At 73.0% G+C, this 22,574-nt stretch carries 28 protein-coding genes and 1 tRNA gene; 11 read left to right on the top strand and 18 right to left on the bottom strand.

The features are described 5' to 3' along the window. The first annotated feature begins 22 nt into the window (after nucleotides 1-22). Complete coding sequence (locus AB0G14_RS19245) at nucleotides 23-379, top strand: STAS domain-containing protein (RefSeq protein ID WP_357699120.1); 357 nt, start codon at nucleotides 23-25, stop codon at nucleotides 377-379. Between the two features lie 10 nt (nucleotides 380-389). Here the strand turns inward: AB0G14_RS19245 and AB0G14_RS19240 are convergent, their stop codons facing one another. Beyond that, nucleotides 390-1,544 (bottom strand): MFS transporter, encoded by a 1,155-nt coding sequence (locus AB0G14_RS19240; protein ID WP_357699215.1) that lies wholly within the window; start codon nucleotides 1,542-1,544, stop codon nucleotides 390-392. A 209-nt stretch (nucleotides 1,545-1,753) separates the two neighbouring features. On the opposite strand from AB0G14_RS19240, the gene AB0G14_RS19235 reads away from it, so the two are divergent. The 4 genes from AB0G14_RS19235 to AB0G14_RS19220 all read left to right on the top strand — a co-directional run bounded on the left by AB0G14_RS19235 (nucleotide 1,754) and on the right by AB0G14_RS19220 (nucleotide 3,721). Then, nucleotides 1,754-2,437, top strand: a complete 684-nt coding sequence (locus tag AB0G14_RS19235) for an FCD domain-containing protein (protein ID WP_357699118.1) — start codon at nucleotides 1,754-1,756, stop codon at nucleotides 2,435-2,437. Between the two features lie 39 nt (nucleotides 2,438-2,476). Further along, nucleotides 2,477-2,950, top strand: a complete 474-nt coding sequence (gene mscL / locus AB0G14_RS19230) for a large conductance mechanosensitive channel protein MscL (protein ID WP_357699116.1) — start codon at nucleotides 2,477-2,479, stop codon at nucleotides 2,948-2,950. 82 nt (nucleotides 2,951-3,032) lie between these two features. After that, a complete protein-coding gene (locus AB0G14_RS19225) occupies nucleotides 3,033-3,281 on the top strand; it encodes a hypothetical protein (protein ID WP_357699114.1) in 249 nt (82 codons plus the stop codon). A gap of 68 nt (nucleotides 3,282-3,349) precedes the next feature. Then, on the top strand, nucleotides 3,350-3,721 hold the full coding sequence (locus tag AB0G14_RS19220) for a hypothetical protein (RefSeq protein WP_357699112.1): 372 nt from the start codon (nucleotides 3,350-3,352) through the stop codon (nucleotides 3,719-3,721). Nucleotides 3,722-3,839: 118 nt separating this feature from the next. On the opposite strand, the gene AB0G14_RS19215 is transcribed toward AB0G14_RS19220, so the two are convergent. Then, nucleotides 3,840-5,156, bottom strand: coding sequence for a benzoate/H(+) symporter BenE family transporter (locus AB0G14_RS19215; protein ID WP_357699110.1), 1,317 nt, complete (start codon nucleotides 5,154-5,156; stop codon nucleotides 3,840-3,842). Nucleotides 5,157-5,210: 54 nt separating this feature from the next. Here AB0G14_RS19215 and AB0G14_RS19210 point away from each other — a divergent pair, with 54 nt between their 5' ends. Next, nucleotides 5,211-5,771 carry an XRE family transcriptional regulator gene (locus tag AB0G14_RS19210; RefSeq protein WP_357699108.1) on the top strand — a complete coding sequence of 187 codons (561 nt, stop codon included), beginning with the start codon at nucleotides 5,211-5,213 and terminating at the stop codon, nucleotides 5,769-5,771. 120 nt (nucleotides 5,772-5,891) lie between these two features. Here the strand turns inward: AB0G14_RS19210 and AB0G14_RS19205 are convergent, their stop codons facing one another. Then, nucleotides 5,892-6,998: an AAA family ATPase gene (locus tag AB0G14_RS19205; RefSeq protein ID WP_357699106.1), complete on the bottom strand. Its 1,107-nt coding sequence runs from the start codon at nucleotides 6,996-6,998 to the stop codon at nucleotides 5,892-5,894. Between the two features lie 63 nt (nucleotides 6,999-7,061). Between AB0G14_RS19205 and AB0G14_RS19200 the strand changes: the two genes are divergently transcribed. From AB0G14_RS19200 to AB0G14_RS19190, 3 genes are all read left to right on the top strand, one after another. Next, a complete protein-coding gene (locus AB0G14_RS19200) occupies nucleotides 7,062-7,781 on the top strand; it encodes a protein phosphatase 2C domain-containing protein (RefSeq protein ID WP_357699104.1) in 720 nt (239 codons plus the stop codon). Nucleotides 7,782-7,922: 141 nt separating this feature from the next. Next, complete coding sequence (locus tag AB0G14_RS19195) at nucleotides 7,923-9,122, top strand: GNAT family N-acetyltransferase (RefSeq protein WP_357699102.1); 1,200 nt, start codon at nucleotides 7,923-7,925, stop codon at nucleotides 9,120-9,122. Nucleotides 9,123-9,162: 40 nt separating this feature from the next. Continuing rightward, complete coding sequence (locus tag AB0G14_RS19190) at nucleotides 9,163-9,912, top strand: ZIP family zinc transporter (protein ID WP_357699100.1); 750 nt, start codon at nucleotides 9,163-9,165, stop codon at nucleotides 9,910-9,912. A 57-nt stretch (nucleotides 9,913-9,969) separates the two neighbouring features. Here the strand turns inward: AB0G14_RS19190 and AB0G14_RS19185 are convergent, their stop codons facing one another. The 5 genes from AB0G14_RS19185 to AB0G14_RS19165 all read right to left on the bottom strand — a co-directional run bounded on the left by AB0G14_RS19185 (nucleotide 9,970) and on the right by AB0G14_RS19165 (nucleotide 12,790). After that, on the bottom strand, nucleotides 9,970-11,043 hold the full coding sequence (locus AB0G14_RS19185; protein ID WP_357699098.1) for an NAD-dependent epimerase/dehydratase family protein: 1,074 nt from the start codon (nucleotides 11,041-11,043) through the stop codon (nucleotides 9,970-9,972). Nucleotides 11,044-11,144: 101 nt separating this feature from the next. Beyond that, nucleotides 11,145-11,447, bottom strand: a complete 303-nt coding sequence (locus AB0G14_RS19180; protein ID WP_357699096.1) for a hypothetical protein — start codon at nucleotides 11,445-11,447, stop codon at nucleotides 11,145-11,147. A 183-nt stretch (nucleotides 11,448-11,630) separates the two neighbouring features. After that, entirely contained in the window at nucleotides 11,631-12,122 is a 492-nt protein-coding gene (locus AB0G14_RS19175; RefSeq protein WP_357699094.1) for an anthrone oxygenase family protein, read from the bottom strand. Nucleotides 12,123-12,272: 150 nt separating this feature from the next. Beyond that, nucleotides 12,273-12,533, bottom strand: coding sequence for a flavin reductase (locus tag AB0G14_RS19170; protein WP_357699092.1), 261 nt, complete (start codon nucleotides 12,531-12,533; stop codon nucleotides 12,273-12,275). Further along, entirely contained in the window at nucleotides 12,530-12,790 is a 261-nt protein-coding gene (locus AB0G14_RS19165) for a hypothetical protein (protein WP_357699090.1), read from the bottom strand. The genes AB0G14_RS19170 and AB0G14_RS19165 overlap by 4 nt, the downstream gene beginning before the upstream one ends. A 256-nt stretch (nucleotides 12,791-13,046) precedes the next feature. On the opposite strand from AB0G14_RS19165, the gene AB0G14_RS19160 reads away from it, so the two are divergent. Continuing rightward, nucleotides 13,047-13,880, top strand: a complete 834-nt coding sequence (locus tag AB0G14_RS19160; protein ID WP_357699088.1) for a helix-turn-helix transcriptional regulator — start codon at nucleotides 13,047-13,049, stop codon at nucleotides 13,878-13,880. After that, nucleotides 13,840-14,031 carry a DUF397 domain-containing protein gene (locus AB0G14_RS19155; RefSeq protein WP_357699086.1) on the top strand — a complete coding sequence of 64 codons (192 nt, stop codon included), beginning with the start codon at nucleotides 13,840-13,842 and terminating at the stop codon, nucleotides 14,029-14,031. The genes AB0G14_RS19160 and AB0G14_RS19155 overlap by 41 nt, the downstream gene beginning before the upstream one ends. A 177-nt stretch (nucleotides 14,032-14,208) precedes the next feature. Here the strand turns inward: AB0G14_RS19155 and AB0G14_RS19150 are convergent, their stop codons facing one another. From AB0G14_RS19150 to AB0G14_RS19105, 10 genes are all read right to left on the bottom strand, one after another. Further along, a complete protein-coding gene (locus AB0G14_RS19150) occupies nucleotides 14,209-14,973 on the bottom strand; it encodes an ABC transporter permease (RefSeq protein ID WP_357699084.1) in 765 nt (254 codons plus the stop codon). Beyond that, the gene (locus AB0G14_RS19145) at nucleotides 14,970-15,782 is read right to left on the bottom strand and encodes an ATP-binding cassette domain-containing protein (protein ID WP_357699082.1); all 813 of its coding nucleotides are present in this window, start codon (nucleotides 15,780-15,782) and stop codon (nucleotides 14,970-14,972) included. Before AB0G14_RS19145 ends, AB0G14_RS19150 begins: the two co-directional genes overlap by 4 nt. Continuing rightward, nucleotides 15,779-16,165, bottom strand: a complete 387-nt coding sequence (locus AB0G14_RS19140; RefSeq protein WP_357699080.1) for a DUF1048 domain-containing protein — start codon at nucleotides 16,163-16,165, stop codon at nucleotides 15,779-15,781. Before AB0G14_RS19140 ends, AB0G14_RS19145 begins: the two co-directional genes overlap by 4 nt. Then, on the bottom strand, nucleotides 16,162-16,509 hold the full coding sequence (locus AB0G14_RS19135; RefSeq protein ID WP_357699078.1) for a PadR family transcriptional regulator: 348 nt from the start codon (nucleotides 16,507-16,509) through the stop codon (nucleotides 16,162-16,164). The genes AB0G14_RS19140 and AB0G14_RS19135 overlap by 4 nt, the downstream gene beginning before the upstream one ends. 646 nt (nucleotides 16,510-17,155) lie before the next feature. Next, nucleotides 17,156-17,227 (bottom strand) — tRNA-Lys (locus AB0G14_RS19130). A gap of 88 nt (nucleotides 17,228-17,315) precedes the next feature. After that, entirely contained in the window at nucleotides 17,316-18,428 is a 1,113-nt protein-coding gene (locus AB0G14_RS19125; protein ID WP_357699076.1) for a tetratricopeptide repeat protein, read from the bottom strand. Between the two features lie 71 nt (nucleotides 18,429-18,499). Continuing rightward, entirely contained in the window at nucleotides 18,500-19,150 is a 651-nt protein-coding gene (locus AB0G14_RS19120) for an N-acetyltransferase (protein ID WP_357699074.1), read from the bottom strand. A gap of 17 nt (nucleotides 19,151-19,167) precedes the next feature. Next, nucleotides 19,168-19,842, bottom strand: coding sequence for a GPP34 family phosphoprotein (locus AB0G14_RS19115; RefSeq protein WP_357699072.1), 675 nt, complete (start codon nucleotides 19,840-19,842; stop codon nucleotides 19,168-19,170). Further along, a complete protein-coding gene (locus AB0G14_RS19110; protein WP_357699070.1) occupies nucleotides 19,839-20,867 on the bottom strand; it encodes an acetamidase/formamidase family protein in 1,029 nt (342 codons plus the stop codon). Before AB0G14_RS19110 ends, AB0G14_RS19115 begins: the two co-directional genes overlap by 4 nt. Next, complete coding sequence (locus AB0G14_RS19105) at nucleotides 20,864-22,273, bottom strand: APC family permease (protein ID WP_357699068.1); 1,410 nt, start codon at nucleotides 22,271-22,273, stop codon at nucleotides 20,864-20,866. The genes AB0G14_RS19110 and AB0G14_RS19105 overlap by 4 nt, the downstream gene beginning before the upstream one ends. Nucleotides 22,274-22,574 lie beyond the last annotated feature (301 nt).

Below are 22,574 nucleotides of genomic sequence, written 5' to 3'. Positions count from 1 at the left end.
CCGATAACGGGAGGTCTGGCGAATGTCCTTGACGGTGCACACGGAACAGCGCGGCGACGTGGTCGTCGTGTCGGTCGCGGGCGAGTTGGACATGGCGACCGCGCCGCAGTTGCAGGACCAGATCACCGACCTGCTCGACAAGGGCCACAGCCGGCTCGTCTTCGACCTGGCGAACGTCTCGTTCTGCGACTCCACCGGGTTGTCGGTGTTCGTCCGCGCCAAGAACAGCTGCGACGAGGCCGGGGGCGTGGTGCGGCTGGCCGCCCCGCAGCGGGGGGTGCTCCGCATCCTCGAGGTGAGCGGCCTCGTCGAGGTGCTGCACACCTACCCGACGGTCGACCAGGCGGTGGCGGGCGACCCCACGCCGGCCTCCTCCTGACCGTTCCTCCTCACGCCTCGTCCTCGATGTGCCGGGGGCGGGCGATCACCAGGCCCGCGGCGGTCTGCACGGCCAGCGCCGCCAGCAGGAACCCGATCGGAGCGGTCCATCCGCCGGTCGCCTCGTAGAGGATGCCCACCAGCAGCGGCCCCAGCGCGGCGATGACGTAGCCGGTGCTCTGCGCGAAGGCCGACAGCGCGACGGTTCCCTCGGCGGTCCGGGCCCGCAGGCCGATCACCGTCAGGATCAACGGGAACGCGCCCTGCCCGATCGCCAGCAGGGCCACCCAGAGCAGCGCCGCGCCATGCGGGGCCAGGGCGAGCCCCAGGTAGGCCAGGGTCGACGCGACGGTCAGCGAGAGCACCAGCGGGCGCAGCGTCCGCAGCCGGCCGGCCAGCGTCGGCATCAGCAGGGCGATGGGCACGCCGAGGGCGGTCACCCCGGCGAGCAGCAGCCCGGCCGTCTCGGGGTGGTAGCCGGCGTCCCGGAACAGCTGGGCCAGCCAGCCCATGATCGCGTACCCGCTGAGCGACTGCGCTCCGAAGTAGACCGCCATCGCCCAGCCGAGCCGGGTGCGGCCGGGCCGGATCCGGATGCGGGGCGCGACGGCCTCCGTCGGGGTGGCCCGCCGCGCGGCGGCCCGCGCCCGCAGCGCCAGCGGCACCCACGGGAGCACGGCCACCGCGGCCAGCCCGGCCCAGACCCCGAGCCCGACCCGCCAGGAGCCGAAGGCGTGCGCCACCGGCACCGCCGACGCGGCGGCCACCGTCGTGCCCGCGGTGAGCGCCATCGTGTACGCCCCGGTGACGAGCCCGGTGCGGTGCGGGAAGTGCTGCTTGACCAGCATCGGCAGCAGGATGTTCGCCACCGCGATGCCGGCCAGCGCCAGCGCGCTGGTGAGCACGAAGACCAGGGCGGAGTCGGTGACCACCCGCAGCACCTGACCGGCGGCGAGCGCGAGCATCGCGACCACCAGCACCCGGGCCGGGGCGAACCGGCGGACCAGCCACGGGGTGAGCGCGCCGAGCCCCGCGAAGGCGATGGTGGGCAGGGTGGTGACGAGGCCGGCCATCGCCCCGGAGAGCGCCAGGCCGTCCCGCACCTCGTCGAGCAGCGCCCCGAGGCTGGTCACGGCGGCCCGCAGGTTCACCGCGACCAGCAGCATCCCGACCAGCACCAGCACGCCCCCGGTGGCCGGGTGCGCGGGCCGGCCCGGCTTCGCCCGCTCCACGGTGGGGGTGACCGGCACGCCGTCCGGGGCCGGGATCGGGTCGGCGGTGGCGGCGGAGACGCCGGCGGTGGCGGTGGGCGGTGGCGGGGTCATACCGTTGAACCTACAATCATGGGATGAATTCCGGGCAGGAGTTGTAACCAGTGCCACCGTCGGTTGATTCCGCCACCGCGCCGCCCCGTGGGCACCGCGTTCGGCAGACCATCGCGCAGCTCAGGGAGCGGATCCTCGGCGGCGAGTGGCCGGTGGGCGGTCGGATCCCCACCGAGCCGCAGCTGGTCGCGGCGCTCGGCGTGGGGCGGAACACGGTCCGCGAGGCCGTGCGGGCGCTGGTGCACGCCGGGGTGCTGGAGTGCCGGCAGGGCTCCGGGACGTACGTGGTGTCGACCGACGAGCTGGCCCCGGTGGTGGCCCGCCGGCTCACCGTCGACCGGGCGGCCGAGGTCGTCGAGGTGCGGCGCGCCTTCGAGGTGGAGGCGGCCCGGCTCGCCGCGCTGCGGCGTACGCCCGAGGACCTGGCCGCGCTCGACGACGCGCTCGCCGTGCGCGAGGCGGCCTGGCTCGGCGGCCGGGTCGACGAGTTCGTGGAGGCCGACGCCGCGCTGCACACCGCCGTGGTGGCGGCCGCGCACAACGGCATGCTCGCCGAGCTGTACGCCTCGGTCGGCGCCGCGCTGCGCAGCACGATCACCCAGTCGATGGGCGGCGCGCTGGAGCCGGAGCGCTACGTCGACCACTCCCGGCTGGTCGCGGCGATCCGCGCCGGCGACCCGGGCCGGGCGGCGATCGAGGCCGGTGCTTTTCTGGAGCCGCCACCCGGGGCATAGGTTGTGCCGGACGGAAGACCGGACACCTCGGGAGTACGGATGCTCAAGGGCTTCAAAGACTTCATCATGCGCGGAAACGTCGTCGACCTGGCGGTCGGCGTCGTCATCGGCGCCGCGTTCACGGCGGTGGTCACGCAGCTCACCAACTCGTTCCTCAAGCCGCTGATCGCGTTGATCACGCTCGTGGCCACGGGCCGTGAGGGCGGCCTTCAGGGCGCGGCGTGGAAGGTCCGGGGTGTCGAGTTCGACTGGATCAGCTTCATCAACGCGATCATCACCTTCGCGCTCACCGCGGCGGCGCTCTACTTCCTGGTCGTCTACCCGATGAACAGGCTGGCCGAGCGGCGCAAGCGGGGCGAGGAGCCGCCGCCGAAGGCGCCGAGCGAGGAGGTCAAGCTGCTCACCGAGATCCGGGACGCCCTGGTCGCCGCCGGCCGCACCACCCCCGGGCAGCAGCGCGGCGCGCTCGACGACGTGCTCGGCCGCCGGCCGGAACCGCCCACTCCGCGCTGAATCCGGCACAGGCACACCGGCCCCTGCGGGAATCCCGCGGGGGCCGCACTTTTTCGTACGCATGTTCGATAGAGTCCCCGCCATGGAGCAGCGGAAGCACTGGTGGAACGGGAAATGGGGCCGGCTGGCGCGGCGGGACGTGTTCCTCCGGGTGGACGCCGACCGGTGGCACGTCGAGCAGCGCGCCGGCGGCTCCGAGGGCGTCTCCCAGTTCTACGAGTACGACAGCGCCGAGGAGGCCGAGGAGACGGTCCGGGCGCTGCTCCAGGGCACCGGCAGCTGGCGCGAACTCTCCCCCCGGCCACCGAGCGCCTGGTCCCCCGAGCTGTGAGAAGGCCGGCGGGCGCTGGGCGCGGCGCGGGCGGTTTAGCCGGAGCGGGGGCCGGGAACCGCGCCAGAATGAATCAGGGCACCGAGCAGCAGGCGATGGTTTCCCGGGTCACCACGGGCATGCGGGTGGTCGACGTCCACGGCACCGAGGTCGGCACGGTCGACCTCGTGCAGCGGGGCGACCCGAACGCGGTGACCGTGCAGGCGCCGACCGCCGATCCGGGCAGCAGCCTGGACGAGCTGATCGAGTCGACGGCGGTCGAGGAGCCGGACGTGCCGGCCGACCTGGCGGCCCGGCTGCTGCACAGCGGCTACCTGAAGGTCTCCACCGACCTGGCGCGCACCGGCGCGGTCTACGTGCTCGCCGAGCAGATCGCCACCGTCGCCGACGGCCGGGTACGCCTCGACGTCCCCGCCGGCGCCCTGCCCCCGGAGGAGTGACGCCGACGCACCGGCCCGCCCCGGGCCGGTACGCCCGCACGCTGTCGAGCTGATGTCGTGGACGATCCAGCCCGACCGGGCGCGGAGGGTCAGTCGCCGCCGACCCGGGCCCGGAGGGTCAGTCGCCGCCGACCCGGGCGCCGCGCGGCGACGCGGCGCCGGCGGGGGAGTCCGACCCGACCGGAGCCGGCCGGAGCGACGCGGCCACCGGCTCGGGCGCGGTAGACGGCTCGGGCCCGGTAGCCGGCTCGGGCGGGGCGGGCTGCGACGCGGCCGGGTCGACGGAGCGACGGCGGAAGAGCAGGAGCATCAGCCCGCCGGCGACCAGGCCCCAGAACGCGCCGCCCACGCCGAGCAGGCTCACCCCGGAGGCGGTGACCACGAACGTGACCACCGCGGCCTCCCGGGCGGCCGGCTCGGCCAGCGCCGAGGTGAGCGCGGTGGCCAGCGCGCCGAGCAGCGCCAGCCCGGCGACCGCCTCGATCAGCACCGGCGGGGCGAGCGCGATCAACGCGGTGGCCGCCCCGGCGCCCAGGCCGAGCAGGGCCAGCCCCGTGCCGGCGGTGACCGAGGCGATCCAGCGCCGGTCCGGGTCGGGGTGGGCGTCCGGGCCGGCGGCCAGCGCGGCGGTGATGGCCGCGAGGTTGACCGCGTGCCCGCCGGCGGGCGCGGCGGCCAGGCTGGTCAGCCCGGTCGCCCGCAGCGCGGCCCCGAACGGCGGCCGGTAGCCGTAGCCGACCAGCACCGCCATCCCGGGCACGTTCTGCGCGGCCATGGTGACCAGGAAGAGCGGCAGCGCCAGGCCGACCAGGGCGGAGACGCTCCAGGCCGGCGCGGTCAGCTCGACGGCGGGCAGCAGCCGCGCGCCACCGAGGCCGGCGACCGGGGCGGTCAGCGCGATCGCCGCCACCGCCACGACCAGCGCGCCCGGCACCGCCCAGCGGCGCGCGAACCGGTGCAGCAGCAGCCAGGCCAGCACCACGGGCGCGGCCAGCCGGGGCACCTCGACCAGCGCGCGGACCGGGGCGGTGCACAGCGGCAGCAGGACGCCGGCCAGCATGGCGCCCGCGATCGGCCGGGGGATCGCCGCGACGGCCCGACCGAGCGCCGGGAACAGCCCGGCGGCCACGATCAGCACGCCCGAGACGAGGAACGCCCCGACCGCGACGGGCCACCCGCCGGGCACCGGGCCGGTGGCGACCAGCAGCGCCGCGCCCGGGGTGGACCAGGCGACGCTCATCGGGATCCGGTGCCGCAGGCCCAGCCAGACGGCGGAGGTTCCGGACGCGACGCAGACCGCGAGCAGCCCGGAGGCGGCCTGCGCGTCGGTGGCGCCGACGGCCCGCAGGCCGGCCAGCACCACGGTGAACGAGCTGGCGAACCCCACCAGCGCGGTCACCACGCCCGCCAGCAACGGTTGTGTCCGTCCCGCCATCCCCCACCCCGATCGTTCCGTTTACGGAACAAGAACCTGTAGCACGATAGCGGGGTGCCGCACCCGTCACCAGCCCGCCCACCGCACCCCGATCCGGGCGCCGACGCCGTCGGCCGCCGGGTACGCGCGCTGCGCGAGGAACGGGGGATGTCCCTGTCGACCCTCGCCCGGCTGGCCGGGGTGGGGAAGGCGACCCTCTCCGGGCTGGAGAACGGCACCCGCAACCCGACCCTGGAGACGCTCTACGCGATCACGGCGCAGCTCGGCGTGCCGCTGACGGCCGTGCTCTCGGGCCCGGCCGCCGGACCGACCGTCCGCGGCGCGGCGGTCACCGCCATCCTGCTGGAGGTCTTCGAGGACACCGACGCCACCTACGAGCTGTACCGGATGCTGGTCGCACCCGGCCCGGAGCAGCTCTCCCCCGCGCACCAGCCGGGCGTCACCGAGCACGTCACCGTCTTCGCGGGCGTGCTGCGCGCCGGCCCGGTGGACGCGCCGCTGACGGCCGCCGCCGGCGAGCACCTGCGCTGGGCCTCGGACGTGCCGCACGTGTACGCCGCCGTCGGCGACGAGGAGGTCGCCGCCAGCCTCCTGCTCCGCTATCCCCGCCGCTGACCCCGCAGCACCGACGGCGCCGGGGCGGCCGGCCGGCGGCGGGGTCGGGCACGGCGGCTCAACGGTCCGGCCACGCGCGGTGGGGGCGGCCGGCCTGGCGGTCCGGTCGCGCGGGGCGGCTCAGCCGTCGACCGGCGTCGGCGCCGGCAACCGCCGCCGCACGGCCCAGATCGCCGCCTCCGTACGCGACGCCGACCCGGTCTTGCGCAGCAGGTTGGACACGTGCACGGTGACCGTCCGCACCGAGATGCCGAGCGCCCGCGCGGCCTGCTTGTTGGACATCCCGGCGACCAGGCAGCCCAGCACCTCGATCTCCCGCCCGGTCAGCTCGGCGTCGACCGGGTCGGCCGGCCGGGGCGCCACCACCGCCGACCGCGCCGGTGCCGAGCGGGCCGCCGTGGGCCGGGCCACCGCCGTCGACCGGGCCGGCGCCGACCGGGCCGGCGGTGCCGACGGCGGCGGGCGGAGCAACGCCTCGGGCCCCTGGCCGGCGTGCGCGGCGAGCAGTTCGGTCAGCGCGTACGGGTTGCCGCCGGTGCGCCGCCAGACCGCGCGCGCCAGGCGACCGGACGGGCGCCGGTCGGCGTACACCTGGGTCAGCACCTCGGCGACCTCGGCCGGAAGCAGCGGTCCGAGGTGTTGGCGGACGGCGCCCCGGACGCCGCAGAGCCGGGCCAGCGCGCGGACCACGAGGTCCGGCGCGACCGCGTCGGCGGCGGGCCGGGTGGCCACGACCAGCAGCGCCGGCAGGTCGGCGGCGGTGGCCAGCTCGCCGACCAGGTTCAGGCTGGCCGGGTCGAGGGCGTGCAGGTCCTCCACCACCAGCACGGCCGGGCCGGCGCCGACCAGCAGCCGGACGACCCGCACCGCGAGCCGGAGCAGGGTGCCCGGCGCGTAGCGCTCGCGCGGCGCGGTGGGCTGCTGGGCCAGCCAGGCCAGCGCGTCCGGCGGCAGGTCGAGCCCGCTCGTGTCCCGACCCGTGAGAACGGCGGCCAGCCAGTCGTACGGGGCGGGGCTGTGCACCCGGGCCGCGCCGGAGAGCACCACCGCCGGCCGCGGGGCGAAGGCGTCCAGGGCGGCCGCGACCAGCAGTGACTTGCCCACCCCGGCCTCACCGGTGATCACCGCGACGGCCGGCGCGGAGCGTCGGGAATCGACCACGGTGGACCACGCCCGGTCGAGCTCGGCCAGCTCACCGGCGCGCCCGACCATGGACACCGGCATCATTCCCACACCCTACGCAGTAGTGCGTAGAGACGGCGGCAGGGTGTTCTTGGCAAGCTTGACCCCATGACGCTGATCCTCCGCTCGGCCATCCTCAACGACATCGGCCTGGTCCGCACCAACAACGAGGACTCCGCCCTCGCCGGTGACCGCCTCGTCGCGGTCGCGGACGGCATGGGCGGCCTGCCCGCGGGCGAGGTGGCGAGCGAGATCGTCATCCGCATCCTCGACGAGCTGAGCCCGCCGACCACCCCCGACGAGGCCGCCGACGCGCTGCGGGCCGTGGTGAGCACCGCCAACCGGCGCATCCACGCCGCCATCACCGTCGACCCGGCCCGCGACGGCATGGGTACGACGCTCACCGCCGCCCTGCTCGCCGGGGACGCGCTGGTGCTGGCCCAGGTCGGCGACTCCCGCTGCTACCTGCTGCGCGACGCCCAGCTCACCCAGCTCACCCGGGACGACACCTTCGTCCAGGCGCTGGTGGACCAGGGGGCGCTCTCGCCGGAGCAGGCACGCCACCACCCGCAGCGGTCGCTGGTGACCCGGGCGGTGCAGGGCGCGGACACGCCGCCCGCGATCGGGATGCTGACCGTGGCCGCCGGCGACCGGCTGCTGCTGTGCAGCGACGGCCTGTCCGACTACGTCGAGGACGCCACGATCGCCGCGGCGCTGAGCATGTACGCCGACCGCCAGCAGTGCGGCGAGCAGCTCGTCAAGCTCGCCCACCAGGCCGGCGCGCCGGACAACGTCACCGTCGTGGTCTCCGACGTCACCGCCGTCTGACGCGGCCCGGTTCCCCGTACGCGGGAATCGTGCCGTCCGGGTGGTGTCAGGTGCCGATCGGCGACCCTCGCGGCGAGGCGCGGCCCGGCCGTTCCCCAGATTACGGTTGCGCCGACCGGGAAGCCGGGATGGGATTGGCGGATGACCATCCGCCAGGTGCACTCCGACGAGCGCCTGACCACCAGCTTCCCGCTCCAGGCGTACGCGTTCGAGACGTCGCCGGCCCGCGCCGGCCGGGCGGAGGAGTACCGCGACTACCTGCCCTACAACGAGGGCAACCGGACGCTGGTCGTGGAGTCCGACGGCACGACGGTGGCCGCCGCCTCGGCGGTGCCCATGCGGCAGAACCTGCGCGGCACGGTGCTGCCGATGGCCGGCGTCGCCGGCGTGGCCACCCACCCGCTGGCCCGCCGGCAGGGACACGTCCGGGCCCTGCTGCACCAGTTGCTCGACGAGATGCGCGACGAGGGGCATGCGCTGACCGCGCTCTGGCCGTTCCGGTCGTCGTTCTACGCCCGGTTCGGCTACGTCGGGCTGCCGAAGGCCCGCACGGCCACCTTCTCGCCGGCCGACCTCGGCGAACTGCTCCGCGCCGACCTGCCCGGCGAGGTGGGCTGGGAGCGGATCGGCGCGGGCTACCCGACCTGGCGCGAGTTCACCGAGCGCTGCCTGCGCGAGCGACACGGCTTCGCGATCTTCCCCGACTACCGGGACGTCGGGCTGCGCGACCGCGACGAGCGGTGGCTGCTCACCGCCCGGGTCGGCGGAACGGTCACGGGCGCGGTGACCTACCGGATCGACGACCACGGCGGCACGCTGGTCGCCGACGACCTGCTCGTCACCGACCCGGTGGCCCGCGCGCTGCTGTTGCGGTTCTTCGCCCAGCACGTCGACCAGGTGGAACGGGTGAGCGTCCAACTCCCCGTCGACGAGGCGCCGGAGCTGTGGCTGACCGACCTGGCCGTGCACGTCGAGGCGCGGGTGGCCCGGCCGGGCTCGTCGGCGCCGATGGCCCGGCTGCTGTCGGTGGACGCGCTGGCCGGGCTGCCCACGGGGCCGGGCCGGGTGCGCGTCGAGCTGACCGGTGACCGCTGGCTGGCCGGGTCGTACCTGCTGGACGGCACGACCGGCGCGCTGGAACTGGTCACCGGCGCCGCCGCCACCGCCGGGGAGCCGCCCAGCGCCACGCTGACCGCCGCCGGGATCTCGGCCCTGGCATACGGGGTGCTCGACCCGGTGGAGGTGGGCCTGCGGGGGCTGGGCGAGGTGCCGGCGGACGCGGCGGCGGAGCTGCGCCGCCTCTTCCCGCGTCACCTGCCATACCTGTTCGCCGACTTCTGACTCCGGTTGGCGGGCGCGCCGACGGGGTACGGTCCCGGGAATGCCGGAGTGGTTGCAGGCGGGTGGGTGGGGGCTGCTGGCCGGGTCCGCCCTGTTGCTCGGGGCGGCCGTGGGCTGGTTCGCCCGGGTGCCGCAGCGGGTCATCGCGTCGGTCATGGCGTTCGGGGCGGGGGTGCTGCTCTCCGCCGTCTCGTTCGAGCTGATCGCGGAGGCGCACGAGAAGGGCGGCCTGCTGCCCACGACGCTCGGCGCGGCCGGCGGCGCGCTCGCCTACACCCTGGCGAACGTGCTGCTCGCCAGGTGGGGCGCGCGGCACCGCAAACGCTCCGGCGACCGGCAGCCCTCCGAGGGCGAGCGGCCCGGCTCGGGTTCCGCGATCGCGGTCGGCGCGCTGCTGGACGGCGTACCCGAATCGGTGGTGATCGGGGCCAGTCTGCTGGCCGGCGGGCCGGTCAGCCTGGTCACCGTGGTCGCGGTCTTCCTCAGCAACGTGCCGGAGGGACTGTCCAGCGCGGCCGGCATGCGCCGGGCCGGCCGCTCCCGGCGGTACGTCTTCGCGCTCTGGTCGGCGATCGCCCTGGTCAGCGGCGTGGCGGCGGTGGCGGGCTTCACACTGCTCGGCGACGCCCCGCCGGCGGCGCTCGCGGCGATCACCGCGCTGGCGGCCGGCGCCATCCTGGCGATGATCACCGACACCATGGTCCCGGAGGCGTTCGAGGACGCCCACCTGCTGGTCGGCCTCGTCACCGTGGCCGGATTCCTGACCGCCTTCGCCCTCTCCCGCCCGTGACCCGCCCCCGGCGGGGCGCCCGCCCCTGATTTCCGGGGCCGGTCGGGGCGACGTGCGTCAGTAGGGGTTGCCGTGGCCGGCGGGGCGGCCCCGCAGCAGGGCGGCGGGGCGGCCCCCTGCGGCGGACATCGCCGGGCTGGCGGTGCGCGCGCCGTCGGCCATCCCGGCGAAGAGTTCCTTCAGCGCGCTGACCGCGTCGTGCCGCGGCTGCCAGCCCAGCTCCGCCTCGGCGCGCTCGCTCGACATCAGCGGCGCGTTCAGGGCCAGCTCCACCCAGCCGGCGTCGATCGGTTGCAGCCGCGCCCGCCAGGTGAGCGCGGCGGCGGCGCGCAGCACCGGGGCGGCCACGGGCACCGTCCAGCCGTGGAAGTGCCGGGCCACCAGCTCCGGGGTCAGCACCGGGTCCGCCGCGACGTTGAACGGGCCGCGCGCGTCGCCCAGGACCGCCCGGGCGTACGCGTCGGCGACGTCGTCGGTGTGCACCGCCTGCATCCGCAGCCGCCGGTGCGTCGGCACCAGCGGGATGCGGCCGAAACGGAGCAGCCGGACCGGCGCGAACGGGCCGAGGAAGTAGCGGGTGATCTCGGTGGCCGCCGCCCGCTGGAAGTTCAGGCCGGGCCGCATCCGCACCACGCGCAGCCCCGGGTGCTCCCGCTCGGCCCGGTCCAGCAACGCCTCCACCTCGGCCTTGTCCCGGCTGTACGACGAGCCGGGCACCCCGGTCGCCGGCCAGCGCTCGGAGACCGGGTGGTCCTTCGGGCCGGGCGCGTACGCGCCGACCGACGAGGCGACCACCAGGGCCGGCACGTTCGCGCGGACCACGGCGTCGACCACCGCCGCACTGCCGCCGACGTTGGTCCGGCGCAGCACCCGCTGGTCGTGGCTGGGCTGGATCTGCCAGGCCAGGTGCACCACCGCGTCGGCCCCGGCGAGGACCTCCGCGAGCTGGTCGGCCGCGCCCGGCAGCCCGACGTCGCAGGAGTGCCACTCCACCTGGTCGTACGGCTCACCGGCGTCCGGCCCCGGCAGCCGGCGCGCCACCCCGACGAGATCCACTCCGCGTTCCCGGCGCAGCCGGCGCAACAGGGCGGTGCCGGCGTTGCCGGTCGCGCCCACCACCACGATCCGCATACCCGACCCCGTACCCGGTCAGCCGCCCGCCAATCGCCGCGCCCGGCAGCCATCAGGGGCGGCCGGCAGGGGCAGGGCGGCCGTCAGGGGCGGGGCGACCGTCAGGGGCGGGGCGAGTGGCGCACCCAGCTCTTCTTCTCGTCCCGGCGCCGGCCGTCGGAGGCGGCCAGGCAGCGCGGGCAGATCCGGCCGACCGGGTCCGCCTCGGTGAGCACGTCCGTCGACCGGTACTCGAACCGCACGTGGGGGAAGCGGCGCAGCCGGGTCCGGCTGAGCGGGAGCCCGCAGACGGTCTGGTTCTGGCCCGGCAGCCAGGCGTGCACCTCGCCGGCCGGCTCCCGTACGCCGTCGGGGCCGGTCTCCTCGCCGGAGGCCGCGACGGCCGGGGTGCTGCTGATCCTCATGCGGGCACGGTTCCCCGCGCCGGGCCGCCCATGCCTGCCGACCTCCCGGCCTCCTGGCCTCCTGGCCTCCTGGTCTCCCGGCGGTGGCGGTAGTGGGTGACGGGCGGTGCCGGCGTGCCGGGTCGGCGAGCCGCGCCAGGGCCGGCAGGGGCGCTCAGCCGCGCAAGGAGCCGGCGAGGCGGGTCAGCCGCGCCGGGTCAGCAGGGCGCCGATCAGGCAGGCGAACGCGGCCACCGAGGAGAGCGTGCGGACCAGGTTCCAGCGCACCCAGGCCACCTCGAACCAGGCCCGCACCTCGGCCAGGTCGCCGATCCGGTCCACCGGGCCGGCGGCCTCCAGCCGGTCGTTCAGCGGCACGTTGAGGCGTACGGTGACGACGAAGGTGACCAGGTAGCAGGCCAGCGCGGCGACGGTCCAGAGCAGGGCCGGGCCGCCCCGGGTCAGGTGCAGGGCGGCGGCCAGGGCGAGCAGCAGCAGCGCGCCGAGGAACGCGCCCAGGAACCAGCCGTTGAGGATCTTCCGGTTGATCGACTGCATGGTGCCGATCAGCGTCCGGTCGTCGGTCGCGCCAAGACCCGGCATGACCGCGCAGGTGAACGCGAAGAACAGCCCCGCCACCAGCCCGGTGGTCAGGGTCGCCCCGGCCAGGGCGGCCGTGCGGATCGTCTCGGACATAGGTGTTCCTCCCCCGTCGTCGTCCCCGCCAGTCAACCGGGGCGTGATCCTCCCGGCCATGGCCGGACCGCTCGACCCGATAAGCGAGCGTCCACCGCACGACGAGGGGACCGCCCGGGCCGGCCCACGGGAAGACCGGCCCGGGCGGGATCAGGGGGCGTCCTGCCCGCGCGGGCGAGCCCAGCCGGTGAAGCGCTCGGCCAGGTCGGTGCACGGCCGCTCGCCGTCCAGCTCCGCGAGCTGCCCGGCCGCCTCGGCCTGAAGGGTGCCGAGACAGACCAGCAGCGCGGTCCGGTCGGTGCGGTACTCGCCGAGCAGCCGCAGCTTCGCCGCCGAGCAGGGCCAGGCGATCCCGCAGGCCGCGCAGCGCCAGGTGGGCCGGGACGGCAGGTGGTCGCGGCGGCGGGTCACCGCGCCGGCACCGTGACGACGGTCGCCCGGTCCACCCGGACGAAGGCGTACCGCTCGCGTCGCCGGAGCGTGCCGTCCAGGGCCAGCTCCCGGCCGCGCAGCTCGACCCACTCCGCGCCCTCGAACGGCCCCCGGCTGAGGATCTCGGTGACGTACAGCGTGAGAATCCCGGTGCCGAACCGGTAGGAGTCCTCCGGCACGCGGATGACCTCGCCCGTCACGATCGCGCCCTCCCGGCGCGGCCCGTCGCCCGTCACGCCTGCCTCCCGTCCGTCGCCCTGTCTGTTTGCCTGTCCGGTGCTCGGATGGGGGCCGCCGACGGATGCTCGCCCGGGGGCGGCCCCCGCGAGGACCGCCCCCGGCCAGTGCTCCACGAGCGGCCCTCGCTGGTGACACTCTGCTGTGTAGGCGACTACGCTCGGAAGGCTCTGCGGGCGTCCGGGTGGGGCTGGCCGAACCCGCGCCCGGCGGGTGGCGCCGTGGGTAGTCGATCTTCAAACTGGGAGGCTCTGAATGGCCGACGTGCCGAGCCCGCTCGCCGCCTTCGTCGTGGCCGAGATCCGCCGCGCCCGAGGTGGTGCCGGCATGACGCAGGAGACGTTCGGCCGGGGTGCCGGGTTCAGCGCGTCGCACGTCAGCGCCGTCGAGGGCGGCACCCGCGCCCTGACGATGGACTTCATCAAGGGCGCCGACCGGGCGCTCAAGACCGGCGGGCTCTTCGAACGGCTCGTCGCCAGCGTCGGCGCGCCCTCCTGGTTCCTCCCCTGGCTCGACGCCGAACGCGCAGCGCGGCAACTCCGGCTGTTCGAGCCACTGCTGGTCCCCGGCCTGCTGCAGACCGAGAACTACGCCCGCGTCGTCATGCGCCTCAACGACCTGATGTCGGCGACGGAGGTCGACCAGCAGGTGAGCACCCGCATGGACCGGCAGAAGATTCTGACCGGCGAGAACCCACCGCAACTGGTCGCGGTCCTGGACGAATCCGCACTGCGCAGGACGGGCGACGGATTCAGCGGCATCATGGCCGAGCAGATCGCGCACCTCGTCGCGATGGCGGAACTGCCCCACGTTCACGTGCACGTGATCCCGGCAGCGACCGGGCTGCACATCGGCCTGTCCGGTCCCTTCGCGCTGGCTCGGTCGGCCGACGGCGGGTGGGTCGGGCATCTGGAAAACCAACTGGGCGGCGTGGTGGCCGACAGCAAGGATGATGTCGCTAGTCTTTTGGCGAAGTGGGAGGGCGTGCGAAACGAAGCGCTCCCGCGTCGGCAGTCCATCGACCTCATGAAGGAAGTGGAGAGCCATCATGGACCTCAGTGGCGCCCGGTGGCGCAAGTCCAGCCGTAGCGGTTCGAGCGGCGGGAACTGCGTCGAGGTGGCCGACAACCTGCCCGGCGTGGTCGCCGTCCGCGACTCGAAGGACCCGACCGGCCCGGCCCTGACCTTCGCCCCCACGGCCTGGCGCGCCTTCGTCGCCCGGACCGCCGGACGGGCCTGACCGCCCATCCCGTACGCCCGGAAGCGCCCGTCCCCGACCGGGGCGGGTGCCTCCGTGGCCGCACCTCGGCGCACCCTCGGCGAGCTGCGCGTATCAACTGTGCCGCGCACAGGGGCAGACCTGCGCAGAAAACAGCGCCGCATCCATGCGGATGCGGCGCTGTCTTCTTGCGATCGGCTAGCTGATCTTCTTGCGGTAGATCGCTGTCGCGGCGGCGTAGGCGGCCACGAGCAGGCCGGCGCACCAGGCGAGGGCGATCCAGATGTCGTTGCCGACGGGTTGCTGCGCGAACAGCGTGCGGAGAGTGTTCACGATGGACGTCACCGGCTGGTTCTCGGCGAACCACGCGACCGGGCCAGGCATCGAGTCGGTGGGGACGAACGCCGAGCTGATGAAGGGCAGGAAGATCAGCGGGTAGCTGAAGGCGCTCGCGCCGTCGACGGTCTTGGCGGAGAGGCCCGCTATCACGGCGATCCAGGTGAGGGCGAGGGTGAACAGGATCAGGATGCCGGCGACGGCGAGCCAGTCGGCTACGGATGCGCCGGTGCGGAACCCCATGATCAGCGCGACACCTGTGACGATCACGAGCGAGGCCAGGTTGGCGACGAGTGAGGTCAGAACATGCGCCCAGAGCACGGAGGGCCGTGGGATCGGCATCGACTGGAAGCGCTCGAAGATGCCGCCCTGCATGTCGAGGAACAGGCGGTACGCCGTGTAGGCGATGCCGGAGGCGATGGTGATGAGCAGGATGCCCGGGAGCATGTAGTTGATGTACGACTCGGCGGATCCGGTGTTGATGGCTCCGCCTAGCACGTACACGAAAAGCAGCATCAGCGCGACGGGGGTGACCGCTGTGGTGATGATGGTGTCCGGGCTGCGGAGGATGTGACGCAGGGAGCGGCCGGTGAGGGTTCCGGTGTCGCTGAGGACGTGGGCGGTCATCGGGATTCCTCTCCTGCGGACATGGCTGCCTTGTCGGCGGTGTCACTGGTGTCGCCAACGAGGGCGAGGAAGACGTCCTCGAGGGTCGGCTGCTTCTCGACGTACTCGACCTTGGCGGACGGGAGGAGCTGCTTCAGCTCGGCGAGAGTGCCGTTCTGGATGATCGTGCCCTTGTGCAGGATCGCGATCCGGTCGGCGAGTTGCTCGGCCTCGTCGAGGTACTGGGTGGTCAGCAGGATGGTCGTGCCATCCTTGGCGAGCTGCTTCACCGTCTGCCAGACCTCGATGCGGGCCTGCGGGTCGAGGCCGGTGGTCGGCTCGTCGAGGAATACGACCGGCGGGTTGCCGACAAGGCTCATCGCGATGTCCAGCCGCCGGCGCATGCCGCCCGAGTACGTCGCCGCCCGACGGTTCCCGGCATCAGTGAGCGAGAAGCGGGCGAGCATGTCGTCGGCGATCGCACCCGGGTTCTTCAGGTGGCGGAGCTTCGCGACCAGGACCAGATTCTCCCGGCCGGTGAGCACTTCGTCGACTGCGGCGAACTGGCCGGTCAGGCTGATCGACTTGCGTACGTCGCCCGGGGCCGAGGAGACGTCGAAGCCGTGGACGGTCGCGGTGCCGGTGTTCGCCTTCAGCAACGTCGACAGGATCCGCACCAGCGTGGTCTTTCCGGCGCCGTTCGAGCCGAGCAGAGCGAAGATGCTACCGGCTGCCACGTCGAAGTCGACGCCCCGCAGCACGTGCAGGTCCTTGTAGGACTTCGTGATGGCCTTCACCCTGATCGCGGGTTCGCGCGTCTCGGTGGTCATGCGCTCTTCTCCTCGCCGTCGTCGCCGGCGGCGGTGTCGATCGCCTTCCGGAGGCGCTCGCGTTCCTTGTCTATCCACTGCTTGCCTGAGTACGCCCGCAGGAACGTCTCGGCGAACTCGACTGGGTCGTCGCCAACGATCGCGCGGACCGGCGTTCCGTCGGCGACCGCACGCTCCCAGAGGTCGACGAAGTCGCCGAGCATCGTGATGAGCGTGTCGCCGTCGAGGATCCCTCCGTGGTACATGAGGTACCGCTGAAGAGCCTTGGCCGCGCTGCGATAGGGCTCCGGCAGGGCCTCGATCCGGGCCATGTGGTGCTTGTACTGCTTCTTCTGCTCAAACGACCCGACGAGCGTCTCGATCCACTTCGCGGCCACCCTCATGCTCCTTCGTCATCTTGGTTGTCGTTGTGGTGGAGTTGCTCGATGCGTTCCGCGAGGACGCTCCACGTCCTCCAGAACTCGGCGAGTTGGTCCCGCCCCTTCGCGTTGAGCGAATACACCTTCCGCGGGGGCCCTTTTTCGGAGGGAACCTTCTCCACGTCCACGAATCCGCGCTGCTCGACGCGGACGAGCAGCGCGTAGATCGTGCCTTCCGCGATGTCCGAGAATCCGCGGTCGCGCAGCCACGCGGTGATCTCGTAGCCGTATGCGGATCTGCGGGCCAGGATCGCCAGGACGATGCCTTCGAGAGTGCCCTTCAGCATCTCTGTCATCTGGTTGCCCATGCCACCATCCCCTCACTACCAAGCGACGCTAGCTACCGGTAGACAGTATCGCTAGGTACCGGTAGATAGCAACGCTGAATACCGAGGGATTTCGGAACGGGCCACTCGGCGTCGGAGTCCACATCATGCTGATCCGGTTGCGCTACGACGGCTGGGTGGACGAGGTGATCAACAGCGCCGGAACGATCGCGGACGGTCCGGGCACATGAACCCTCATCGTCACGAGCTGTTCCTCGAAATCGGCCCAAGCCGCCACGACTCTGGGCTTCTCGCGTGATCGTCGGCTACGCCTCGGCGGAGACGACGTTGCGATCAGGCTGAACTGCCTGGTAGGAGCCCAAAACGCTCGACCAAGCTGGCGACCACACCGCCGCTTCGATCCCTTGACCCGCACTTCTGCCGCGGAAGAGGCTCGGTGCCGGCTCAGTCAAGTGCCAGCTGCTTACCGACGAGCCGCCCGCCGGCGTCAGTGCACCCGAGCAGTAGCCGATCCGCCCGATCAACGTGCCCTCGAACCGCCCGCCGTCACCACACGACCCACGACAGCTCCACCGGGACACGTTTACCCAGGTCGCAGCGCGCCTCGCCAAGGCGGTTCGCGTACCGCCCATCCGGTTTTACGCTTTCCCAGGTCATGCGCTATAGGTGGGCCGCCTGGGACTCGAACCCAGAACCTAAGGATTAAAAGTCCTCAGCTCTGCCATTGAGCTAACGGCCCGCAGGCCCACAGGTTACCCGAAGCGTGTGGGCCTGGCGTGGGCGCTCGCTCGTGTATCTGGATCTTCGCGGGCACGCCGTGGCCGGGGTCAGGTGTCCTGATCGTGGTGGTGGCCCTGGGCGGCGCAGTCGCGCCAGATGCGGGTCAGGTGGTGGGTCATGCGGGCGGTAGCGGGATGGCCGGGGTGGTGGCGGCGGTGGGTGGTGATGGTGTCGGCGAGCAGGGCTCGGGCGGCGTGGCAGTGGCCGAGATCGTGCAGGACGAGGGCGGTGTTGGCGAGGGTGGCGAGGGTGCGGTGGGCATGCGGGCCTTCGGTGGCGGCGAGGTGCTCGGCGAGTTGCCGGTAGAGGTGGTGGGCGCGTTGGGGGTGTCCGGCCCGCCGGTGGGCGAGGGCGAGGAGGTGAAGGGCATCCAGGACGCGCGGCTGGCTTGGCCTGTGGAGGTGGCACATGCTGTGGTGGGCGTAGGTGGCCCAGCCGACGGCGTCGGTGGGCTGGTCGAGGCGCAGAAGTAGTTCGGCCAGGAGGGTTGCGGCCTCGGCGTGTAGCGGGTGAGGGGGTGCGGTGGCGGGGTCGACGCCTGCGAGCGTGTCGCGCAGGAGCCGCCGGGCGCGTAGGGGGTCGGTGGCGGCGAGCATGCGGGCGGCGGCGAGTCGCCGTCCGCGTTCGGCATCGTGCTGGTCGACTGCGCGCAGTGGTTCGGACCGCCAGGTGAGGGTGAGGTCCCAGGCGGTGGCGCCGGCGGTGATGCGGGCGAGGACCCGTTCGGCGTGGATGGCGAGCAGGTGTGGAGGCGTCGGTACACCGGTCCGGGGTGTGAGACGTGGTGCGTGGTGCAGGATCGCCCGACCGACGGTGTCGGCGAGGGTGACAGCGGCGAGGGGTCGGGGTCGGCAGCCGGCCGGGCACTGGTAGCCGGGCGCGGGGTCCGGCGGCTCGGCCGGGTTCATGTCCTGGTGGCAGAACCGGCAGTGCAGCAGCCCCGCCGGCAGGTACACCTCCCACGGGTCACCGGCCTCGGCGGGTGTGGCGGCGGGTGGTGTGGTGGCTTTGGTGACCCACTTCTGCACGAGGCGGGGGTCGAGGTTCATTTGCCGGGCGACGGTGGTGATGGCGCCGTAGGCGCGGATGGCGCGGGCGTCGGCGACGCGCTGGACGACGGTGTCGATGAGGTCTGGCGGGTATCTGCGGGGGAAGGCCATGGGGTGATGTCGTGTCCGTGGGATGGCTGTGGTCGGTCCGTCCCGGGGTTTCGGCCGGGTCCGGCCGGCGGTTAGGCGTGGAGGTCGTGCCAGTGGGCGTCGGGGCGGGTGGCGTTGATGGGCATCGCGGGGTTGTCGCGGTGGGTGTTGCGGCGCATCGGGTGCAGGGTCGGGCCGTCGGGCAGGGTGACGGCGGGTCGGAGTGCGTAGCCGTAGCGTGCGAGCAGACGGTCGCCGCCGGTGAGGATGGTGGTGCAGGACGGCAGGTCGACGCGGTTGAGGCGGTCACGGTGGTAGCGCAGCATCGCCCTGGCCAACCCGGCGTGGCGGGCGTCGGGGTGCACGGCGAGCATCGCCAGGTGGTAGTGCGGCTCGGTGGGCTGCCTGTCGGCAACGAGCGTGTCCAGCAACTCGAACCGGTCGGCGTGCGCCGCGGCGGCCTCGCGGAGTCGGGTGTGGTAGTTGGCCGGTGGTGGGATGGGCCGGTAGCGGTGGAAGCCGACGGTGGTGGCGGTGAGGTCGTCGGTGAGGTGGATGTCGCCGAAGAACATCGCGTGCTCCACCCAGATCACGGCGACGGCGGCCAGGGCCTGGCGCCGTCGTGCCGGGTCGGGTACCAGCCAGGCGGCGAGCGGGGTGGGGTTCAGGGCGTCGGCGATCAGCCCGGCGACGGCCTCTCGGTCCGACCAGCGGGCAGCACGAACACGACTGCGCGAGGACATGGTTGTGCTCCGATGGGTTAGCGGTAGGTGGCGGTGGCGAGGTCACCGACCGCGGCGTCGACGGTGGCGGTGATGTCGCGGACCGGGCGGTGGTGCTGGCCGGCGATGGTCTTCAGGTGCGCGGTCAGCGTGGTGGTGTCGTCGTCGAGGTAGAGGTGGGCGGCCAGGCCGAGGACGGCGACGAGGCCGGCGAGGGCGGCGGTGTGGTTGTCGGGTTGTTCCCGGCCGGCGGCGAGGTAGCGCAGGCGGGCGCGGGCGACGACCGCCCACTTGTTATCGGTCGCGAGGTAGGTGTCGGTGCGGACGATGCCGCCGAAGCGACGCCGGGCGGTGTGCCGCAGGACGCCTGCGGCGACCAGGCCGGCGCGGGTGCGCTCGTACAGGTCGTCGGCGAAACCGCGTAGCCACACCTTCACCCGTGGGGCGGTGCGGGCGTAGCGGATGGAGGTCAGCGCGGCGTCGGCGATGAGGTCACCGACCGGTCGGTCGAGGTGCATACGCAGCCACCGGTCCGCGGCGGGGCGGTCGTCGTTCGGGCCGAGGACGATCCGTCCGGCCAGGAACAGGTCGATAAGTACCGCGCCGGCGAGACCGAGGGCGAGGGCTTGGCGGTGGATGTGCGGCTGGCCGGTGTCGTCGTTGTGGCCGAGCAGGAACAGCTCGTCGCGCAGCGGCAGTCGAGGCATGCTCATCTGCCGTCGCCCCTACCGCAGCCCGCCGCGGACTGGCGCAGCCGGGCGTGCACCCCGTCATAGGCGGCGGCAGGAGCCGGGAGCAGCGCCTTGTCGACTGCGGCGAGGATCGTGTAGTTCGGGTCGCACACGTTGCCGATCGGCGCCCTGCCCGCCTGTGACACCAGCTGGTAGGCGTCGAGGGTGCCCAGGCCGGTCAGCGTGCTGACCCAGCCGACCAAGTCGTGGTGGGCGATGCGGTAGGCGTCCTCCAGCGGCCGGGCACACCCGATCGACATGATCGACGTATTGGTCTCCAGGCGCGGCCAGACCATCGGCGCACCCTTGATGACCTCGATGATCAGGGTTGTGGTGGTGGCGATCTCCACCCCGACGCCGCAGGCCTCGCCCTCGCCCTGGCAGGCGTGGCCGTCGCCGAGGGCGAGCATCGCCCCGTGCACATTCACCCCGAGATACAGGGTGCTCCCGGCTCTCAGATGGGGCGTGTCGAGGTTCCCGCCGTGGATGTCCGGAACGACGGTGGACCGGGCCTCCATGCCGCCGGGCGCGACACCAATCGTGCCGATCATCGGGTCCAGGGGCAGGTCGACGGTGTGGTCGGTGTCGGTGGCCTGGAACCGCACCGTCCCGGCCTGACGGTCGATGCCATACATCCACACACGCTCTTGCAGGGGTGGCTGGAGGGTGGCGGTGTGGGAGGTCGAGGTGAGGGCACCGAAGTGCGGGAACGTCGACGACACACCCCAATCCCGGGCCGGCATGATCGAGGCGAGGTGGATGGCGAGGGTGTCGCCGGGCTCGGCATCCTCGACGAAGAACGGCCCCGACACGGGGTTGAGATAGGGCATGCGGCACACCTGCGAGGGCAGGTCCCCCGGCCCCCGCACCAGACCGCCGAAGCAGTCCTCCGTGAACACCTCCAGCACATCACCAGAACGCACATGCGCAACCGGCATCCGACCGCCGAAGGTGTAGGCGAACTCGTCCCGCGCCGGCCGGTAGGTGATCTTCTCCATGCCGGTCACACCCTCTCCACATCACGCAGGTGCTGCGGCGCGGCGGGTGCCAGGCCGGACAGCACCGGCCGGCGCCCCGACAGGTACAGGCCGGCAAGGACGACCACGCCGAGAGCCAGCCAGGCCAGGCCGAGACGCTGGGCGGCGATGTTGGCGTTGACCACCACGTAAGCGAGGATCACGAACCCGATGCCGGGCATCACCAAGTGCGCCCACCAGTTCCCGCTACGCGCTCGGATGAGGTGGTGCACCACCACGGAGACGTGCAGGACGAGGAAGGCGACCATCGCCCCGAAGTTGATCAGTGACGACAGCAGCGTGATCCCGTCCGCCCTGGTTGCCATGTACAGGCCCAGGGCGAGAGACACGACGCCGGTGAGCAGGGTCGCCTTGATCGGCACGTTCCGGCGGATCGACACCTTCGCCAGGAACGCCGGCAGTTGCCGGTCGCGGGCCATCGCATAGAGCAGCCGGGAGGTGGCGACCTGGGCGACCATCGAGTTCGGCAGCCCCCACGCGATCGCCGTCGCCACGGCACACAAGGTCGACAGCCAGCCGCCGCCGGCCACGGCGGCGGCGTCGTAGAAGGCGGTGCCGTTCGGATCGCCTTCCGCCAGGAGGGTGCCGGGGTCGGGGATGAGCATCGCGGCCAGCCACGTCTGCGCGATGAACAGCACGCCGGCCAGCACCAGGACGGCGGCCATAGCGCGGCCGACCTGCCGCGAGCCGCCCTTGGTCTCCTCGGCAAGCATGCTGATGCCGTCGAAGCCGAGGAAGGACAGCACCGCGATCGACACCGCACCCGCGACGAGGGACCAGGTGAACGTGTCGGCGTTGTAGAAGGCGTCCCAGCTGAACCGGCCCTTCCCCGTGGCGAGGGCCCAGCCGGCGACGGCCAGGAAGATCGCCAGGACGATCAGCTCGCCGACCAGCATCACCCGGGTTACGACCGCGGTCATCCGGATCCCGACCGAGTTGACGACCGTGTTGACGGCGACGAAACCGACCAGCCACAACCACATCGGCACCGCCGGCACGGTCGAGTGCATCGCCACCGACGCCACCAGATACAACAGCCCGGGCACGAGGACGTAGTCGAGGAGGATCACCCAGCCGGCCAGAAAGCCGACCGGCGGGCTGATGCCGCGGCCGGCGTAGTTGTAGACGCTGCCCGACATCGGGAACGCCTTCACCATCTGCGCGTACGAGGACGCCGTGAACACCAGCGCCACCACACCGACCGCGTACGCCAGGGCCACCATCCCGCCGGAGCCGACGTACACACTGCCGAAGATCGCCATCGGCGCGATCGGCACCATGTACACCAGCCCGTACGCGATCAGGTCTCGGAACCGCAGCTTCCGGGCTAGTTCTTGGCGGTAGCCGTACCGGGCCAGCTCATCCTGTTCAAACATGCGCGAGCCTTCCTGAAGAGGGATTGGGAAGCGGGCATAGTCGTGGACGAGCCGTAGTGGCGAACCAATCGGCACGTCTCCTTGGGCCGGTCTTCTCGGCTGGGACAAACGACGCGCGCAGCGGCAGCCAGCCGAACCGACGACTGGGTTAGGCAGGGGCCGGATGTGAGCTCGTAGGGTCAGGACAGACATCGGCATCGCCGCCGCCCTGTCTGTCAGGCTGAGAGGAGACAGCCTTCCCGGGCGAGCTAGGCTCGATGGGAGACAGGAAGAGGATCATCGTGACACTACCTAACACGTC

The sequence above is a fragment of the Micromonospora sp. NPDC023814 genome (genome assembly GCF_040639595.1).
Lineage (GTDB): Bacteria > Actinomycetota > Actinomycetes > Mycobacteriales > Micromonosporaceae > Micromonospora.
The sequence above is the reverse complement of the archived record's forward strand: the minus strand, read 5'-3'. Positions and strand labels throughout refer to the sequence as shown.